This is a genomic window from Micromonospora noduli, assembly GCF_003264475.1.
Taxonomy (GTDB): domain Bacteria; phylum Actinomycetota; class Actinomycetes; order Mycobacteriales; family Micromonosporaceae; genus Micromonospora; species Micromonospora noduli.
Genome location: NZ_PYAC01000023.1, coordinates 21871 through 40298 on the forward strand (window position 1 = coordinate 21871; position 18428 = coordinate 40298).

At 73.4% G+C, this 18428-nt stretch carries 15 protein-coding genes; 12 read left to right on the forward strand and 3 right to left on the reverse strand.

The features are described from left to right. Positions 1-18: 18 nt before the first annotated feature. Positions 19-1281 (forward strand): hypothetical protein, encoded by a 1263-nt coding sequence (locus MED15_RS22225; RefSeq protein WP_112736842.1) that lies wholly within the window; start codon positions 19-21, stop codon positions 1279-1281. A gap of 33 nt (positions 1282-1314) precedes the next feature. Here MED15_RS22225 and MED15_RS22230 read toward each other — a convergent pair whose 3' ends face one another. Both MED15_RS22230 and MED15_RS22235 read right to left on the reverse strand, forming a co-directional pair. Beyond that, complete coding sequence (locus MED15_RS22230; protein WP_238671784.1) at positions 1315-1557, reverse strand: CPCC family cysteine-rich protein; 243 nt, start codon at positions 1555-1557, stop codon at positions 1315-1317. 25 nt (positions 1558-1582) lie between these two features. Continuing rightward, a complete protein-coding gene (locus MED15_RS22235) occupies positions 1583-2383 on the reverse strand; it encodes an SAM hydrolase/SAM-dependent halogenase family protein (protein ID WP_112736844.1) in 801 nt (266 codons plus the stop codon). A 101-nt stretch (positions 2384-2484) separates the two neighbouring features. Here MED15_RS22235 and MED15_RS22240 point away from each other — a divergent pair, with 101 nt between their 5' ends. Next, on the forward strand, positions 2485-3042 hold the full coding sequence (locus MED15_RS22240) for a hypothetical protein (RefSeq protein WP_145793412.1): 558 nt from the start codon (positions 2485-2487) through the stop codon (positions 3040-3042). An 86-nt stretch (positions 3043-3128) separates the two neighbouring features. Here MED15_RS22240 and MED15_RS22245 read toward each other — a convergent pair whose 3' ends face one another. Further along, complete coding sequence (locus tag MED15_RS22245) at positions 3129-7799, reverse strand: Lhr family helicase (RefSeq protein WP_112586623.1); 4671 nt, start codon at positions 7797-7799, stop codon at positions 3129-3131. 177 nt (positions 7800-7976) lie between these two features. Here MED15_RS22245 and MED15_RS22250 point away from each other — a divergent pair, with 177 nt between their 5' ends. From MED15_RS22250 to MED15_RS22295, 10 genes are all read left to right on the forward strand, one after another. After that, a complete protein-coding gene (locus MED15_RS22250) occupies positions 7977-8363 on the forward strand; it encodes a hypothetical protein (protein ID WP_112586625.1) in 387 nt (128 codons plus the stop codon). A 245-nt stretch (positions 8364-8608) separates the two neighbouring features. Then, a complete protein-coding gene (locus MED15_RS22255) occupies positions 8609-11443 on the forward strand; it encodes a Na+/H+ antiporter subunit A (RefSeq protein WP_112725324.1) in 2835 nt (944 codons plus the stop codon). Beyond that, the gene (locus tag MED15_RS22260) at positions 11440-11919 is read left to right on the forward strand and encodes a Na(+)/H(+) antiporter subunit C (RefSeq protein ID WP_112700250.1); all 480 of its coding nucleotides are present in this window, start codon (positions 11440-11442) and stop codon (positions 11917-11919) included. Before MED15_RS22255 ends, MED15_RS22260 begins: the two co-directional genes overlap by 4 nt. After that, positions 11919-13424: a Na+/H+ antiporter subunit D gene (locus MED15_RS22265; protein ID WP_112586629.1), complete on the forward strand. Its 1506-nt coding sequence runs from the start codon at positions 11919-11921 to the stop codon at positions 13422-13424. Before MED15_RS22260 ends, MED15_RS22265 begins: the two co-directional genes overlap by 1 nt. Further along, entirely contained in the window at positions 13421-14032 is a 612-nt protein-coding gene (locus MED15_RS22270; protein WP_112736846.1) for a Na+/H+ antiporter subunit E, read from the forward strand. Before MED15_RS22265 ends, MED15_RS22270 begins: the two co-directional genes overlap by 4 nt. Then, positions 14029-14292 (forward strand): MrpF/PhaF family protein, encoded by a 264-nt coding sequence (locus MED15_RS22275; protein ID WP_112586633.1) that lies wholly within the window; start codon positions 14029-14031, stop codon positions 14290-14292. The genes MED15_RS22270 and MED15_RS22275 overlap by 4 nt, the downstream gene beginning before the upstream one ends. Next, complete coding sequence (gene mnhG / locus MED15_RS22280) at positions 14292-14651, forward strand: monovalent cation/H(+) antiporter subunit G (protein ID WP_112586786.1); 360 nt, start codon at positions 14292-14294, stop codon at positions 14649-14651. Before MED15_RS22275 ends, mnhG begins: the two co-directional genes overlap by 1 nt. Before the next feature lie 208 nt (positions 14652-14859). Further along, entirely contained in the window at positions 14860-16215 is a 1356-nt protein-coding gene (locus MED15_RS22285) for a hemolysin family protein (RefSeq protein ID WP_112736848.1), read from the forward strand. Next, positions 16212-17276: a hemolysin family protein gene (locus MED15_RS22290; RefSeq protein WP_112586637.1), complete on the forward strand. Its 1065-nt coding sequence runs from the start codon at positions 16212-16214 to the stop codon at positions 17274-17276. Before MED15_RS22285 ends, MED15_RS22290 begins: the two co-directional genes overlap by 4 nt. A 132-nt stretch (positions 17277-17408) precedes the next feature. Then, entirely contained in the window at positions 17409-18338 is a 930-nt protein-coding gene (locus MED15_RS22295; RefSeq protein ID WP_112586639.1) for a sporulation protein, read from the forward strand. Positions 18339-18428 lie beyond the last annotated feature (90 nt).

Sequence of the window (18428 nt, forward strand, 5' to 3'; positions counted from 1 at the left end):
GTTCTGAGGAGAATGCCCATGACGCGACCGCGTTGTCGTATCCCATCCGTCGCCCTCATCGCCACCCTCGCCCTCCTGCTCACCGCAGCGCTCCTACCGGCCACCGGCACTGCCCCGGTCGCACCCGGCGGCGCTCCGATCACCCTCGTCGCCGCCGCACCCGGCGACGAACGGTGGAGCGCCGACCTCACCATCGTCGACCGCGATGATGTCAACGTCCGGCGTACGGCCGCCGGCCTCCGCCTGCGGGAGGCCCGGTCCACCGGGCGCGGCGCCCGCAGCCCGCACAGCGCGATCGCCGAGGGGATGCTGCTGACCGCTCCCCGCACCCTCACCCGGCCGGCCACCCGGGTCCGCGCCGAGATCAACGCCGCGGTTCCGGCCGGGGCGACAGTGGAGGCGCAGGTCCGCGGCTGGCGGGCCGCCGGCTGGACGGAGTGGCGGGCGGCCACCACCGGCGCGGTCTTCGACCGGCCGGTCACCAGGGTGCAGACCCGGGTGGTGCTCACCGCCCCCGATGGCGGCGCCACGGCGACGGTACGGGGCGTGCAGCTCACCGCCGACGCGAACGCCGCCGTCTCCGCCGCCACGCCCGGCCGCACCTACCGGGTGTACGCCACCCGCATCGGGCTGGTCGGTGAGGTGACCGCCAACGGCCGTACCGTGCAACCCCGGGACCACTTCGCGGCGCTGCCGTCGCGGCGGGGGCTCTCCCCGCTCAACACCGGCGACTACACCGTGCGGGTCTGCACCACCAGCGGCTCCCGCTGCGAGTACGCCCCGGTCTGGGACGTCGGGCCGTGGAACACCCGCGACGACTACTGGAACCCGTCATCGGTCCGGGAGAACTGGAAGAACCTGCCGCAGGGCCGGCCCGAGGCGCAGGCCGCGTACCAGTCCGGCTACAACGGCGGACGGGACCAGTTCGGGCGGACCGTGCTCAACCCGGCCGGCATAGACCTGGCCGACGGCACGTTCTGGGACGGGTTGCGGCTGACCACCAACGCCTGGGTGGACGTCGCCTACCTGTGGACCGGAGGCGGGCCGCGCGGCGTGGTCGGTGACGGGCCGCTCAACATCCGCACCGGGGCCAGCACGTCGTACGCGACGCGGGGCCTCGCCGCCCGCCTGGCCCACGTGCCGATCCAGTGCTACGTCACCGGTCAGTCGGTCGCCGGCCCGTTCCGGACCACCACCCGCTGGAACCGTCTGGCCAGTGGCCAGTACGTCAGCCACGCGTACATCTCCAGCGTGTACGGCGGCAGCGTGCCGGTCTGCTGAGCCACGCTCACCCCGTCGGGCGCCCCGTCGACGTCAGGGGCGCTCGTCGGGGCGAGCCGTGCGCACCATGTCCTGGTAGCGCGGGTGGCTGGCACCGTAGACGGCGTAGTTGAGACGGGCGTGTGTGAGGCTCAGGTCGCCGTTGGGGCCACCGCGGACGGCGTCGGCGTCGGCGTCGGTCTGGCCGTCGTCGGTCCAGAAACAGACGGGGCACGTCCCCCCGCCGGTTCGGGATGCACAGCAGGGACAGCCCACAGGAACCACATGCTCACCCACCGGAGAAGCATTCCACAGTCGAACATCAGCCCGATACCCGCAGGAGGTCCCCCGGGGAGGCCGCGAGGAGGTCCGCGGCCCGCCCGCCGTTGACCGCGACCGCTACCAGACCGGCCGAATCGACGTACGCCACCAGGCCCCCGGCCGGGGCGTCGCCGAAGGTCCGCCCGTGCACCGCCACGAGGGCCGCAACCGGCCCCGGCCGGCCCACCCGGAGCGTGGCCGGCAGCGGATTGAGCAGCTCGGCCGGCGCGGCCAGTTGGACGTTGCCGAAGTGGTCCACGGTCAGCACCTCGGCGGTGAAGCCCTCGGCGTCCCGGGTCGCCGTCGGCGTCGGAAGTCGCACCAGCCCGGCCGGGTCGACCGGTGGGCCCGCCTCGGACAGCGGCGCGCCGAGCGCCAGCCGGGCCGCCACCGGCGCGAAGACGTCGCGGCCGTGGAACGTGTCGGACACCCGGGAGGCCAGCCAGCGCGACCCGGTCAGCTCGACCGCGTCGGTCACCCCACCGAGCGCGGTGGCCGCGTCCAGCAGCAACCCGTTGTCCGGGCCGACCAGCAACCCGCCCGGGGTGGCCAGCGCGACCCCCCGTCGGGCGGTGCCCACGCCCGGATCGACCACCGCCACGTGCACTCCCACCGGCAGGTACGGCACTGTCTGCGCCAGCACGGCGGCACCGCGCCGCACATCCGCCGGCGGCACCAGATGGGTCACGTCGATCACCCGGGCGGCCGGCGCGATCCGGGCGAGGACCCCGTGGCAGGCGGCCACGAAGCCGTCGGTGAGGCCGTAGTCGGTGGTCAGCGAGATCCAGGGCACGGCGGACATGCCCGCAGGCTAGTAGAACCGCGGCGTGCTGGCGGATACGGGACAGCGCAGTGGCCGACCGGCCCCTCCCGCCGCCGGAGGACGTTGGGCAGACTGCCCTGGTGACAACTCGGAACCTCACCGCAGTCGGAATCCTGCTGGTCGCCGTCGCCCTCAGCGCCGGTTGTGGCAGTGACGACGACGGCAGCCCGACCGCCTCGCCGTCCGTCTCGTCCGAGGCGGCCCCGACCGGCCTGCCGACGCCCCAAGCCGCACCCGATGCCGACGGCGCGACCCCGCCCTCCGCCGCCGCACAGGGCACGACGCAGCGACGGCCGGCCAGCCCGCCGCCGGTGGTGCTGCCCAAGCGTCCGGCCAGCGCGCCCGGCGCGAAGCAGGTCGTCGACGCTTTCCGGGCTGCTGGCCTGAAGGTGCCGCGCCCGAAGGACCGCTCGGTCGACTGTGGGCCGGACGGCCTCGGCCTGGGCTGTTCCGAGCTGATGGCCACCGACGCCGTCACCGTCTACGTCTTCCCGGACGAGACCAGCGCCAGCGACATCGCGGAGACCTGGGGTGGTCAGTCGTACCGGCGTGGTGCGGTGGTGCTGAACTACCTGGAGGCGAAGACCCCGGCCGCCGACCGGCCCCGCTACGAGAAGGTCCTCAACGGCCTGGGCTGAGGACCGCTCCCTGGCGCCGCCACCGAGGCTGCTCCGCAGCGGTGACTTCGTCCAGCGGAGCAGCCGGCGCGGGCAGGAAGGGTGGGTCAGCCGCGCAGGCGCAGGCCGCGGGGGGTGGCCCGGAAGCCGGCGGCGGTCAACGCGTCCCGCAGCGGCGACGAGTGCACCGCCTCGCCGTCGGCCCGCTCCACCGACATCGCGCCCAACGCCCCGGAGTGGACGGCGTCGGCGAGCGCCTTGCCGGCCGCGGCGAGCGTGTCGGTGTCGTCGGTGAACGAGAGCAGCGTCCGGCCGCCGCGCTCGACGTAGAGGACAAGGTCGCCGCCGACCTGCACCACCAGGGCGCCCGCCTTGCGCCCGGCCCGGTGCCCGGTCGCCGGGGTGGCCCCGTCGCCGGAGTCGACCACCCGTTCCGGCCAGGGCAGCGCCGCACCGTACGGGTTGGCCGGGTCGGTCGCGGCGAGCACGGTGGCCACCGCGCCCCGACCCCGGGAACCGTCGGTCGGCTCGGCCAGCGCGCGCAGCCGGTCCACCGCACCGGGTACGGCGAACTGCGCCGCCCCGAGCCCTTCGACGAAGTAACCCCGGCGGGCCGCGCCGCGCTCCTCCAGCGCCGACAGCACCGGGTAGACCGCCGAGAACCCGCCGACCACCTGCTCGGCCATCACCGCGCCCCGGGTGACCACCCCGTGCCGCTCCAGCAGCAGGTCGGCGAGCGCGGCGGCACGCCGGGTCGGGTCGAGGTCCCGCTCCGGGAGCCGCGACCAGCGGCCGGCGACGGTCGGCGGACCACCCCGGGTCGGCAGCGCCACCCGACCGGGCCGCCGGTAACGGGTGCGGGGCGCGGACGGACGGGAGCGGTGCGCGCCGCCAGCACCGAGCACCGCCCGCAGCGGGGCGAGGGTGTCGTTGCTGAGGTGCCCGGCCCAGACCAGGTCCCAGATCACCCCGGTCAACGCGGCGTCGTCGGTCGAGCCGACCCGGTCGGCCAGTGGGCGGAAGAACAGCGCCTGCCCGTCGCCGAGCGCGTCGAGCACCGCGTCGTGCAGCGGGGTACGGGTCAACGCCTCGTCCGGCGGCGGCAGCAGCAGCGGCGCGGTGTCCGCGTACGCCAGGGTGACCCAGCCGTCGCCCCCGGAGATCGCGCCCGACCCTGCCCAGAGCACCTCCCCGCTGGCGCACAGCTCGTCGAGCTGGGCGGGGGAGTAGTCCGCGACACGGGCGGGCAGCACCAACCGCTCCAGCGCGGACGCCGGCACCGCAGTGCCCTGCAACTGCTCCACAGTGGCGGCGAGCGCCTCGATGCCTCGGGCGGATGAGCCGACCTGCTGCCAGCGCGGCAGGAACGTCGCCAGCGCCCGGGGCGGCACCGGCTCGATCTCCCGGCGCAGCGCGGCGAGGGAGCGGCGACGCAGCATCCGCAGCACCTCGGCGTCGCACCACTGGGCGCCGGCCGAATCCGGGGTGAACTCCCCGGAGACCACCCGCCCGGTGGCGCCGAGCCGGCGCAGCGCCTGCTCGACGACGAACACCCCGAGCCCGAACCGGGCCGCGCAGCTGGCCGCGGCGAACGGCCCGTGGGTGCGGGCGTAGCGGGCCACCAGGTCACCGAGCGGGTCGGCCACCGGGGCGAGGTACGCCTCGGCCACTCCCATCGGCAGCGCCACGCCGAGGGCGTCGCGCAGGCGGGCGGCGTCCTCGACGCCCACCCAACGCTGCTCGCCCGCGATCCGGACCCGCAGGACCCGGCGGGTGGCCTCCAGCTCGCTGAGCCACGTCTCCGGCACTCCCCGCTCGGTCAACTCGGCGTCGCTCAGGTCACCGAGCACCCGCAGCAGCTCGACGACGTCCTCGGCGTCGCGGGCGCGGCGCTGATCGGTCAGCCACCGCAGCTGCCGGTCGGTCTCGGTGAGCACCGCCGGGTCGAGCAACTCCCGCAGGTCGACCCGGCCGAGCAGCTCGCCGAGGAGCGTGGAGTCGAGGGCGAGTGCGGCGGCGCGGCGCTCGGCCAGCGGGGCGTCACCCTCGTAGAGGAACGCGCCGACGTAGCCGAAGAGCAGCGACCGCGCGAACGGCGACGGCGCGCTGGTCTCCACCTCGACCAGTCGCACCTTGCGGGTGGCCAGGTCGCGCATCAGCCCGGCCAGTGCCGGCTGGTCGAAGACGTCCTGGAGGCACTCCCGAGCGGCCTCCAGGGTGACCGGGAAGTCCGCGTACTCGCGGGCGACGTCGAGCAGTTGCGCGGCGCGTTGCCGCTGCTGCCAGAGCGGTTGGCGGCGGCGCGGGTCGCGGCGCGGCAGCAGCAGGGACCGGGCGGCGCACTCCCGGAAGCGGGCGGCGAAGAGGGCGGAGGTGCCGACCGACTCCTCCACGAGCTGGGTGATCTCGTCGGGCTCGAAGACCACCACGTCGGCGCCGGGGGGCTCGTCGGCGGTGTCCGGAAGTCGCACCACGATGCCGTCGTCGGAGGGCATCACCTGGGCGTCCACCCCGTACCGCTCGGCCAGCCGGCGGCCCACCGCGAGGGCCCACGGCCCGTTGACCCGGGCACCGAGCACGCTGTGCACGGCCAGCCGCCAGTCACCCAGCTCGTCGCGGAACCGCTCGACCACTACCGTGCGGTCGTCGGGCAGCGAGCGGGTGGCCTCCCGCTGCTCGCGCAGGTAGGCCATCAGGTTGCCGGCGGCCCAGTCGTCCAGCCCGCCGTCGCGCAGCGCGGCCAGAGCCGCCTCGTCGGTCTGGCGCAGCAGGGTGCGCACCCGGGCGCCGATGGCCCGGCCCAGCTCCACCGGCCGACCGAGCTGGTCGCCCTTCCAGAACGGCATGCGCGCGGCCTGCCCCGGGGCGGGCGAGACCAGCACCCGGTCCGGAGTGATCTCCTCGATCCGCCAGGAGGACGAACCGAGCAGGAAGACGTCGCCGACCCGGGACTCGTAGACCATCTCCTCGTCCAGCTCGCCGACCCGGGCGGCCCGCTCGGCGCCGGCCAGGAACACCCCGAACAGACCCCGGTCGGGAATGGTGCCGCCGCTGGTCACCGCGAGTCGCTGCGCGCCGGGGCGGCCGGTGAGCAGGTCGGTGGTCCGGTCCCAGACCAGTCGGGGGCGCAGCTCGGCGAAGGCGGTGGACGGGTAGCGGCCGGAGAGCATGTCCAGCACGGCGTGCAGCGCCGAGTCGGGCAGCTCGGCGAAGGGCGCGGCCCGGCGGACCAGCACGGCCAGGTCGCCGAGCGCCCACGGCTCCAGCGCCACCATCGCGACGATCTGCTGGGCCAGCACGTCCAGTGGGTTGCGCGGGTAGTGCAGCTCCTCGATCGCGCCGTCGGTCATCCGCTCGGCGACCACCGCGCAGGAGAGCAGGTCGCCGCGGTGCTTGGGGAAGACCACCCCCCGGGAGACGGCGCCCACCTGGTGCCCGGCCCGGCCGACCCGTTGCAGGCCGGCGGCCACGCTGGGCGGCGCCTCGATCTGCACCACCAGGTCGACCGCGCCCATGTCGATGCCGAGCTCCAGGCTGGAGGTGGCGACCACCGCCGGGAGTTGACCGGACTTGAGCGCCTCCTCGATGTGCTTGCGCTCCTCCCGGGAGACGCTGCCGTGGTGGGCGCGGGCGATCACGGGCGGCGCGCCGGTGGCCGCGCCGGACTGGGCCATCACCTCGGCCGGCGGCCGGTTGCGCACCGGACCGGCGGGGCCACCCCAGCGCTGCGCGCCGGACGCCGGGCCGTCGTCGCCCGCCGGGTCGTCGCCGGCAGGCAACCCCTCCGGTACGCCGATCGCGCCCTCGTTCGACGCGGATGCGGCCACCGCCTCGGCGGCCAGCTCGTTGAGCCGTGCGCAGAGGCGCTCGGCGCTGCGCCGGGAGTTGGTGAAGACGATGGTCGAGCGGTGCTGCCCGATGAGGGTGAAGACCCGCTCCTCCACGGCCGGCCAGATCGACGCCCGACGTGGCCCGGGGCCGCCGAGGTCGTCCTCCGGTGGCTGCTCCTGCTCGTCCAGGCGGGTCATGTCCTCCACCGGGACCTGCACGCTGACCTCGATGGTCTTCGGGGTGGCCGGCTGGACCACGTCGACCGGGCGGGCGCCGCCGAGGAACTGCGCGCAGGCGTCGATCGGCCGGACGGTGGCCGAGAGGCCGATGCGCTGCGCCGGGGTGGGCAGCAGCTCGTCGAGGCGTTCGAGGGAGAGGGCGAGGTGGGCGCCGCGTTTGCTGCCGGCCACCGCGTGCACCTCGTCGACGATCACCGTCTGGACGCCACGCAGCGAGTCGCGAGCCGCGGACGTGAGCAGCAGGAACAGCGACTCGGGCGTGGTGATGAGGATGTCCGGCGGGGTGCGGGCGAAGGCTCGTCGCTCGTCGGCGGGGGTGTCGCCGGTGCGCATGCCGACGGTGATGTCGGGCGGTGCGACGCCCAGCCGGGTGGCCGCCTGCCGGATGCCGGCCAGCGGGGCGCGCAGGTTGCGTTCCACGTCGACGGCGAGGGCCTTGAGCGGGCTGACGTAGAGCACCCGGCACCGCTGGCGGGCCTCGGTCGGAGCCGGCTCGCGGGCAAGTCGGTCCAGTGACCAGAGGAAGGCCGCGAGCGTCTTGCCCGAGCCGGTGGGCGCCACCACGAGCGCGTTGCGGCCGGCGGCGACCGATCGCCAGGCGCCGGTCTGCGCGGCGGTAGGGGCGGCGAAGGCGTTGTCGAACCAGGCGCGGGTGGCCGGGCCGAACCCGGCCAGCACCGCGCCGGCGTCTGCGTCTGCCCCGGTCACCGGTCCATCGTGCCCCGCCGGTCCGACATCCACGAGCGGCCCACGACGGAATGGGCCTGCAAAAGGCAAAAAGCGTGGAACGTGCGCTTAATACGTTAAGTCTCACTTAACTGCTTGCTTCTAAGGAGCAACATAAAGTAACTTCACTCGCAACGCGAACCGGGGTGAGGGGATTTGATGGCCGGCGAGCAGCGCACCGTCGAACCGGGCACCGACGTGCTGATTCGCAAGGTCGACAGCCACCTCGCCGCGCTCCGCACCGGCCTGCACGGCCCCGAGCTCGAGCTCGCCGAACGCCTCGCCCACTGTCTTCGCGAGATGGTTCTCTGCACCGCCCAGGCCAGCGCCGCCGACCGGGGTCAGGTCCGCGTTGCCGTGCACTACTTCGTGCTGCGTCGCGAGAGCCGTGGCCGCCTGCTGTCGGTGCGGTCGCTGACCGCCGCCGAGCGGGTGGTCGACCGGGTCGCCCGCCAACTCGGCCGCCTCGACCTGCTGGCCGAGCTACGCCGCGACCGCCCCACCCCCGACGACGCGCAACCCCTCAACAACGCCCTGCTGCGCTGACGACGCCGCACCCTCTCCCGCGTTGATCAAGAGGTTTGCGTCAGGAACGCGGGCGCGGATGACGCAAACCTCTTGATCACCGGTTGGGGCTGGGTTGGGGCTGGGGTTGGGGCTGGGGCTGGGGCTGGGTTGGGGTTGGGTGGGCGAATTCTGGCAAAACCGCCCGGCGGGGGAGGAACTGGCGTCTGATCGCTGCTAGGCGCCACCGCTGCCACGGGCGTCGGCCATGTCGATCGGGAGTGCAGGTGCTGGTACTGCTCATCCTCCACCTCGTGGCGGCCCTCGCCGCGCCCCTGCTCGTCCGCTGGTGGGGTCCGCGCGCGTGCTACCCGCTGGCGCTCGCGCCGGCCGCCGCGTTCTGCTGGGCGGTGGCCCGCACCCCGGCCGTCGCCGACGGCGGGGCGGTGGTCGAGACATACCCGTGGATCCGGCAGTTGGGCCTCGACATCGCGTTCCGGCTCACCACGCTGTCCTGGCTGATGACGCTGCTGATCGGCGGCGTCGGCGCGTTGGTGCTGGTCTACAGCGCCAGCTACTTCAGCGCCGGCTCCATCGGGCTGGCGCAGTTCGCCGCGATCCTGGTCGCCTTCGCGGGCGCGATGCTCGTCCTGGTCTTCGCCGACGACCTGCTGCTGCTCTACGTCGGCTGGGAGCTGACCACGATCTTCTCGTACCTGCTGATCGGGCACAGCACCGAACGGCGGTCCAGCCGCTGGGCGGCGGCGCAGGCGTTGACAGTCACCACACTGGGCGGCCTCGCCATGCTGGTCGGCTTCATCATGCTCGGCGAGCACGCCGGCACCTACCGCTGGTCGGAGATCAGCGCGCAGCCGCTGCCCGGCGGCGGGTACCTGGTGGGCGCCGTGCTGCTGATCCTGGCCGGTGCGCTGTCCAAGTCGGCGGTGCTGCCGTTCAGCTCGTGGCTCCCGGTGGCGATGGCGGCACCCACGCCGGTCAGCGCCTACCTGCACGCCGCCGCCATGGTCAAGGCCGGCGTCTACCTGGTCGGGCTGCTCGCCCCGGTGCTCGCGACGGTCGGCCCGTGGCGACCGCTGGTGCAGGTCGCCGGCGTGGCGACCATGCTGCTCGGCGGGTGGGCAGCGCTGCGCCAGACCGACCTCAAGCTGCTGCTGGCGTACGGGACGGTCAGTCAGCTCGGCCTGCTGGTGGCGGTGACCGGCTCGGGCACCCCGGACGCCGCGCTGGCCGGCACCGCGATGCTGCTGGCGCACGCCCTGTTCAAGGCGGCGCTGTTCCTGGTCGTCGGCATCATCGACCACGGTGCCGGCACCCGTGACCTGCGCGAGCTGTCCGGGCTGCGGCAATGGTCCCGGCCGCTGTTCGTGGTCGCCGTGCTGGCCGCGGCGTCGATGGCCGGTGTGCCACCGCTGGTCGGCTTCGTGGCCAAGGAGGCGGTGTTCGGGGCGTTCACCGACCAGCCCGTGCTCCTCACCGGCCTGGTCTTCGGGACGGTGCTCACCGTCGCGTACAGCGCCCGCTTCCTCTGGGGCGCGTTCGCCGACCGGCCGGGTGTGGCGCCGGTCCCGCCGGGATCGATCGCCGCGTCGATGCTGGTCCCGCCCGCGGTGCTCGCCGGTGTCGGTCTGCTCGCCGGTCCGGCCGCGAGCGTGCTGGACGACCTGCTGCGCCCGTACGCCGATCTGCTCGGCGGGGTCGACGCGCACCTGGCGCTCTGGGCCGGACCGACCCCGGCGCTCGGCCTGTCCGTGCTGGCGCTCGTCGGCGGCGGCCTGCTCTTCGCCGTGCGCGGGCCGCTCGCCCCGGTGCTGGCCCGGCTCCGATCGCCGGTGAGTGGAAACCAGGGGTACGAGTGGGTCATCGGCCGGTTCGACCGGCTGGCCATCGAGGTCACCGGCGCGACCCAGCGCGGCTCACTGCCGCAGTATCTGGGCATCATCCTGGTCACCCTGGTGCTGGTGCCGGGTGCGGCGATGCTCTCCGCCAGCCCCTGGCGGGCGCGGGTTCCGCTCTGGGACAGCCCTCTGCAACCGGTGGTCGTCGTGGTGATCACGGTGGCGGCGGTGCTGGCGGTCGGTGCCCGTCGCCGGCTGACCGCGATGCTGCTGGTGGGCATGACCGGCTACGGCACGGCGATGTTGTTCGTGCTGCACGGAGCGCCCGACCTGGCGCTCACCCAGTTTCTGGTGGAAACCTCGACGATCGCGGTCTTCGTGCTGGTGCTGCGTCGCCTGCCGGAGCGGTTCTCGGCCCGCCCGCTGCGCCGTACCCGCTGGGCCCGTCGGGTGATCGGGGTGGCGGCGGGGTTGGTGGCCGCCGGGTTGGCCCTCACCGCCGTCGGCGCCCGCCGGGCACCGGACATCTCCGCCGCCTTCCCCGACCTGGCGGTGGTGCACGGGTACGGCCGCAACGTGGTCAACGTGACCCTTGTCGACATCCGGGCCTGGGACACGATGGGCGAGCTGGCGGTGCTGGTGGTGGCCGCGACCGGGGTGGCCAGCCTGATCTTCGAGCGCTCCCGCACCGGGCCGCGGCCGCGCCGGCCCGAGTCCGAGCAGGGGGTGGGTGGACGCGGCCGGCCGGTCTGGCTGCGCGGTGGCCCCACCCTCTACGAGGAGCGCCGCTCGATCGTGTTGGAGGTGGTCATCAGGCTGATCTTCCACACCGTGGTGCTGTTCTCGCTGTTCCTGCTCTTCTCCGGGCACAACGCGCCGGGCGGCGGGTTCGCCGGCGGGTTGGTGGCGGGTCTCGCCCTGGTGGTGCGCTATCTGGCCGGCGGCCGGTACGAGCTGACCGAGGCGGCCCCGATCGGCGCCGGCGCGATTCTCGGCGCCGGGCTGGCCGTGGCTGTCGGCAGTGGCGTGGTGGCGCTGCTGGTCGGCGGGTCGGTGCTGGAGAGCGCGAAGGTCGACCGAGCGCTGCCACTGGTCGGCGACGCCCATCTGGTCACGTCGCTCTTCTTCGACATCGGCGTGTACCTGGTCGTGATCGGGCTGGTGCTGGACATCCTGCGCAGCCTCGGTGCCGAGGTGGACCGGCACATCGAGGCCACCGGAACGGCCACCGGCGGGTTAACCGTCGACAAGGGGGACCGGGCATGACGCGCAGCGGTGCGGGGCCGACGTTGGTGCTGGTGCTGGCCGTCGCGGTGCTGGTCGGGTGCGGGGTGATCCTGCTGTTGGAGCGCAGCCTGACCCGGATCCTGCTGGGTGTGGTCATGCTCGGCAACGGTGTGAACCTGTTGATCCTGTTGGGCGGGCGGTCGGGCGGAGCGCCGATCGTCGGCACGGGCCCGGTGGAGCGGATGAGTGACCCGCTGCCGCAGGCGATGGTGTTGACCTCCATCGTGATCACCTTCGGGTTCACCGCGTTCCTGCTCGCGGTGGCGTACCGCAGCTGGTATCTCTCCGGCGACGACGAGGTGCCCGACGACCTGGAGGATCGGCAGATCATCCGGCAGGCCGGGCGCAACGAGGCGGGTGCCGTCGATTTCGGTGGGGAGGGCCCGAACGGCGACCCGGAACAGGTCGATCCCGAGCCGGCCCGCCGCCGGTTACGACACGGGGACGAGTCGTGATGCGCACCCTGGTGCCACTGCCGGTGGTGGTGCCGCTGCTCGGTGCGGCGCTGACCCTGCTGCTGGCCGGGAAGCCGCGAATCCAGCGCGCGATCAGTGTGCTGTGTCTGAGCGGCACGCTGACGGTGGCGGTGCTGCTGCTGGTGCAGGCGTACCGGCACGGGCCGGTGGTGGTGGCCGTCGGGGGGTGGCCGGCGCCGGTCGGCATCGTCCTGGTGGCCGATCAACTGGCCGCGCTGATGCTGGTGGTCTCCTCGGCGGTGACCCTCTGCGTGCTGCTGTACTCGATCGGCCAGGGTCAGAGCGACACCAGCGAGAGCTCGCCGGTGTCGATCTTCCACCCGACGTATTTGGTGCTCACCGCCGGCGTCACCAACGCGTTCCTGGCCGGTGACCTGTTCAACCTCTTCGTCGGGTTCGAGATCCTGCTGGCCGCCAGTTTCGTGCTGATCACCCTGGGGGGCACCGAGACCCGGATCCGGACCGGTTCGACGTACGTGGTGGTCAGCATCCTCTCCTCGATGATCTTCCTGACCTCGGTGGGTCTGGTGTACGCGGCCACCGGCACGCTCAATCTCGCCCAGCTCGCCCAGCGCCTCGACGACCTGCCCGACGGTGTCCGACTGGCCCTGGAGCTGATGTTGCTGCTGGCCTTCGCGATCAAGGCGGCGGTCTTCCCCCTGTCGGCCTGGCTGCCGGACAGCTACCCCACGGCGCCGGCTCCGGTCACGGCCGTCTTCGCGGGTCTGCTCACCAAGGTGGGCGTGTACGCGATCATCCGTACCGAGACGTTGCTGTTTCCCGGTGGGCGTGCCCACATCCTGCTCATGGTCGTCGCCGGGCTGACCATGGTGATCGGCATCCTCGGTGCGGTGGCCCAGTCCGACCTGAAGCGACTCTTCTCGTTCACCCTGGTCAGTCACATCGGCTACATGATCTTCGGGGTGGCGTTGAGCACCGCCGCCGGCCTCGCCGGCGCGATCTTCTACGTGGTGCACCACATCACCATCCAGACCACGCTGTTCCTCGTCGCCGGCCTGGTCGAGGAGCGTGCCGGCAGCACCGACCTGCGTCGTATCGGCGGGTTGGCCCGGGTGGCACCGCTGCTGGGTGTGCTCTTCTTCATCCCGGCCATGAACCTCGCCGGAGTGCCACCGTTCTCCGGCTTCCTCGGCAAGCTCGGCCTGCTCCAGGCCGGGGTGGCGGCCGGCGGGCCGCTGCCCGGGGTGCTGGTCGCGGCCGGCACGCTGACCAGCCTGCTCACCCTCTACGTGGCGTCCCGGGTGTGGAACATCGCTTTCTGGCGCGCGCCCCGGCTGGCCACCAGCGAACCGGTCGTCCAGTTGCCGAGGCTGATGGTGGGCGCCACAGTGGCCCTGGTAGCCCTCGGGCTGGCGTTGACCGTGCTGGCCGGTCCGCTCTTCGACGTCACCGCCGACGCGGCTGCGGACCTGCGGCTGCGGACCCCGTACGTCCGTGCCGTGCTGCCGGGCGGTGTGCCGTGACCGGCTCCCCGGAGCCGGCTCCCGACGCCCCCGCGCCCTCCGTGGTGGGTCGGGGCCGGATCGGGCGCTGGCGGGACCAGGCGGTGGCGCTCGGGTGGCTGGTGGTGGTCTGGAACCTGCTCTGGGGCGACATCAACTGGGCCAACCTGGTCGGTGGCCTGCTGGTGGGTGCGGCAGTGCTGGTGTTCTACCCGCTGCCGGCGGTCAGCTTCGGTGGCCGGTTGCGACCGTGGGCGCTGCTGGTGTTCGCGGGCCGGTTCGCCGTCGAGTTGGTCAGCGCGAGCCTGCACGTCGCCCGGATCGCCGTGCAGCCCGGCTACCGACCCCGCGGGGCGATCATCGCGGTCCGGTTGCGGGTGCCCACCGACCTGAACCTGGCACTCACCGCCGAGGCGGTCTCGTTGGTGCCGGGCACGTTGATCCTCGAGGTGGACCGGGACTCCGGAACGCTCTACCTGCACGTCCTGGACACCCACGGCCCCGGGGACCTGGACGCGGCCCGGGACCGCGCACTCGCCGTCGAGCGGCGAATCGTCCGCGCGGTCGGCTCCGCCACCGAACTGCGCCACCTCGACGTCACCTCATCCGAGAAGGGAACCCGCCCGTGACCACGTTCCTGGCCGTCGTCCTCACCGCACTGCTGTCGGTCACCGCGCTCCTCGCGCTGACCCGCCTCTACCGGGGCCCGTCACTGGTGGACCGGGTGATCGCCGCGGACATGCTGCTCGCCACGATGGTCGGCGCGGTGGGCGCGGAGGCGGCGGTCAACCGGCACGCCACCACGCTGCCCGTGCTGGTGGTGCTCTCCCTGCTCGGCTTCGTGGGTTCGGTGTCGCTGGTCCGCTTCGCCGTCCGGGAGCAGCAGTGATCGCGACGATCGCGGACTGGCTCGGCGCCGGTTGTCTGGTGGCCGGCGCGCTGCTCGCCCTGGCCGCCGGGATCGGCGTACTGCGTTTCCCGGACGCGCTGTCCCGGATGCACGCGGCGACCAAGCCGCAGGTGCTGGGGGTGCTCCTGCTGCTGCTGGGCATCGCGTTGCGGCTGCGGTCCCCGGCCGACCTGGGCATGATCCTGCTGGTGGCGGTCTTCCAGTTGGCGACCGCGCCGGTGGCGGCGCAGATGATCGGGCGGGCCGCGTACCGGTCGGGGCGGCTCGACCGGGGCCTGCTCGACGCCGATGAGCTGGCCGACCGCGGACAGGGCAGCGGGCCGGCGGGGCCGGCGTGACGACCGCCAGGCGGCAGCCCGGCCTGCCCACCGGCGGCGTCCGCTGAACCGGACGTTCCGCTCCTTCGGCCCACCCCCAGCGGAGTCCCAGCCAGCGCCGATAAAATGACGGCATGATCGACTCTTCTGCCCAGGAGGGCAGCAGTAGCCAGCCGGGTCGTGCCCGGCATATCCCCGTACCGACGACCCCGGGAGCCCTGAGCGACCCGTGTTGATCGTCGTTGGTCTCCTTCTGATCATTCTTCTCACTGCCGCCACCGGCTACTTCGTGGCGCAGGAGTTCGGCTATGTCGCCGTGGACCGGGGCAAGCTGCGCCAGCTCGCCGATGACGGCGATCAGGCCGCCGCCCGGGCCCTGACCGTCACCAGCCGGCTCTCCTTCATGCTCTCCGGTGCCCAACTGGGCATCACCGTCACCGCGCTGCTGGCCGGCTACGTCGCCGAGCCGTACCTGGGCGGTGGCCTCGCCGACCTGCTCGGCCTGGCCGGCGTCAGCGAGGCGGTCAGCCTGCCGCTGTCGGTGGCGTTGGCCCTGGTCATCGCCACCATCGTGCAGATGGTCCTCGGTGAGCTGGCCCCGAAGAACCTGGCCATCGCCCGGGCCGAGCAACTGGCCCGGGCGCTGAGCCGCTCCACCCTGATCTACCTGGCCGTCGCCGGGCCGCTGATCCGGCTCTTCGACCGGGCCTCGGTCCGGCTGCTGCGCCGCATCGGCATCGAGCCCATCGAGGAGCTGCCCAGCGGCGCCACCCCGGCGGACCTGGAACAGATCATCGCCGAGTCCCGCGAGGAGGGCAGCCTCGACGCCGAGATGTCCACGCTGCTCGACCGAGGCCTGGACTTCCGCGAGCTGACCGCCGGCGAAGCCATGGTGCCGCGCGTCGACGTGCACACCGTCCGGGCGCACGAACCGGTGAGCCGGGTGGTCGAGCTGCTGGACACCGGCCACTCCCGCTTCCCGGTACGCGGTGCGGAGGGTGTCGACGACCTGCTCGGCATCGTCGGCATCGCCGACGTGCTCGGCGTACCCCCGGGGGAGCGGGCCACCACTCCGGTGAGCGCGGTGGCCGGGCCGCCGCTGCTCGTACCGGAGACGTTGCCCCTGCCCACGGTGCTCGACCGCCTGCGGTCCGGGCACCGGCAGATGGCGTGCGTGGTCGACGAGTACGGCGGCTTCGCCGGCGTCATCACGCTGGAGGACATCGCCGAGGAGCTGGTCGGCCCGATCCGCGACGAGGACGACCCACCGGAGCGGGCACCGGCCCGGCAGGACGACGGGTCCTGGGTGGTGCCGGCCCGCTGGCGGATCGACGAGGTCGCCGACAGCACCGGCATCGCCCTGCCCGAGGCCCCCGAGTACGACACCCTGTCCGGGTTGGTGATGCGGGAGCTGGGCCGGGTGCCGGAGGTCGGTGACCGGCTGGAGATCAGCCTGCAACCCGAGGGGGCGGACGGCGAGGACAACGAGGCGGAGCCCCGGGCCCTGGTCGAGGTGCTGGCCGTGGACCGGCACGTGGCCGACTCGGTGCGGTTGCAGCTGACCAAACCCGAGGTGACCGCATGAGCCCCGGGATCGCACTGTTCAGTTCGGTGATCCTGCTGGCACTGAACGGGTTCTTCGTGGCCGCCGAGTTCGCCCTGGTGGCCAGCAAGCGCTACCGCCTGGAGCAGGCGGCGGCGAACGGTGGCCGGGCGGCACGGGCCGCGCTGGATGGCGTCCGCGAGCTGTCGCTGATGCTGGCCGGCGCGCAGCTCGGGATCACGCTGTGCACACTGGGTCTCGGCGCGCTGGCCGAGCCGGCGATCGAGCATCTGCTCAGCCCTCTGCTGCACGCGGTGGGCCTGCCGGACGCGGCCAGTCACCTGGTCGCCCTGGTCTTCGCCCTCGGGGTGGTGACCTTCCTGCACCTGGTGGTGGGGGAGATGGCACCGAAGTCGTGGGCGATCACCGACGCGGAGCGCTCGGCGACGCTGCTCGCGTTGCCGTTCCGCGCCTTCGCCCGGGTCTCCCGGCCGGTGCTCTCCGCGCTGAACGCCCTGGCCAACGCGATCCTGCGGCTGTTCGGCGTCAACCAGCAGGACCAGCTCGCCCAGGTGCACGGCCCGGACGAGCTGCGGATCCTGCTGGAGCAGTCCCGTGAGCACGGGCTGCTCGGTGCCGAGCAGCACCAACTGCTGACCAGCATGCTGGAGTTGCAGGGCACGTCGGTGGCGCAGGTGATGGAACCGTTCGCCACCATGGTCACCGTCCGCCGGGACGACCCGGCCGAGCGGATCGAGGAGGTCAGCCGGGACAGCGGCCGATCCCGGCTCGCGGTACTCGACGAGGCGGGCGACGTGTGCGGGCTCGTGCACGTCCGGGAGGCGGTACGGGTGGTCACCACCGGCCGGGTCGCCACCGCCGGGGCGCTGATGACCCCCGCGTTCACGCTGCCCGCGACGTCCTCGGTCACCGAGGCGGTGGCGGCGATGCGGGCCCGGCAGTCGCAGCTCGCGCTGGTCCGCAACGGCGGTGGCCCGGCCCGGCCGATCGGCTTCGTGGCCCTCGAGGACCTTCTGGAGGAGGTCATCGGGGAGTTCGACGACGAGACCGACACGGTCCCGCGCGGGCGTCGTTTGCGCTGACCTGTCGACCCGGCCGCACTGACGAGGTGCGGCCGGGTCAACGCTCGACACGGCAGCGGGCTTGAGCCGACCCCGACCGGGTAGGCGCGCCTGGTGGGGCCGGCGGGGCCCCGTCCCGGGAGGGGGCGCGCGGTGCGGCTGACGGGAGTGTCCCCGGAGTCCGGTGGCACCGGGCTCTCCGTGCAGACCACGCTGCCCAACCCGAGTACCCGACCGGGCCTGCGCCTGCCCGGGCGGGTGACCCTCGCGGCCGGCCCGGAGGACGTGCTGGTGCGGCACATCCGGCTCGGCCTCGTCACCACTGTCGAGCCGGACGACCCGGCCGCGGCCCGACGTCTCGTGCAGTTCCACCACCTGCCGATCGCCGGCCGGTTCGTCGTACCGGCCGGTCGGCGGCGGGCTGTCGACTTCGCGTTCCCGCTGCCGTGGGAGACCCCGGTGACCACCTTCGGTGGGGTGCCGCTGCTGAGCCTGCGGATGGGTCTGCGGACCGAGGTGTCGCTCGACCCCGACCTTGACCAGGGGGCCATGGTGCCGGTCTTCGTGCATCCGCTCCCCACCCAGCAGCACGTGCTGGCGGCGCTGGACACGCTCGGCTTCATGATCCGCCAGTCCGGGTTGCAGGAGGGCGGGTTGCCGGGGGTGGAACACACCCTGCCGTTGCACCAACGCTGGGGCTACTGGGTGGGGCCGCTCTACGCCGGCCCGATCACCGAGCTGGAGGTGATCTTCGTGACCAACTCGGCGGGCCTTGAGGCGATCCTCTGGATGGATCGCCGGCTGGCGCTGGCCGGAATCACCCACCAGAGCATCAGCAGGTTCCGGGTCTGGCACGAGGACGCCGGCCGGCGGGACTGGGTGGCCACCGTGGACGGCTGGATCCGCCAGGCGATCAACCGGCACGCCGCCGCGGCCGCGCACGCCGACTGGTCCGCACAGATCGCGGGGTCGGCCCACGTCAGCCGCCACCCCGACGAGCCGGTTCGACCGGGTTACGGCCTGGGCGGCACCGCCGGCGGCGCCGGTGTGGGAGGAGGCTCCGGCGGCGGCGACGGCACCTGACCCCCGCTCCCCCGCCCTCTTGCAGTTTCTGTAGCGACAAACCGGTTCAGAGTGCGCGTTTCGACGATCGAAAGTGCAAGATCGCGGCGG

Coding starts and splice junctions, on each gene's coding strand:
- MED15_RS22225 (WP_112736842.1), top strand. CDS start 19: ATGACGCGACCGCGTTGTCGTATCCCATCCGTCGCCCTCATCGCCACC.
- MED15_RS22235 (WP_112736844.1), bottom strand. CDS start 2,383: ATGTCCGCCGTGCCCTGGATCTCGCTGACCACCGACTACGGCCTCACC.
- MED15_RS22250 (WP_112586625.1), top strand. CDS start 7,977: ATGGCCGGCGAGCAGCGCACCGTCGAACCGGGCACCGACGTGCTGATT.
- MED15_RS22260 (WP_112700250.1), top strand. CDS start 11,440: ATGACGCGCAGCGGTGCGGGGCCGACGTTGGTGCTGGTGCTGGCCGTC.
- MED15_RS22265 (WP_112586629.1), top strand. CDS start 11,919: ATGCGCACCCTGGTGCCACTGCCGGTGGTGGTGCCGCTGCTCGGTGCG.
- MED15_RS22290 (WP_112586637.1), top strand. CDS start 16,212: ATGAGCCCCGGGATCGCACTGTTCAGTTCGGTGATCCTGCTGGCACTG.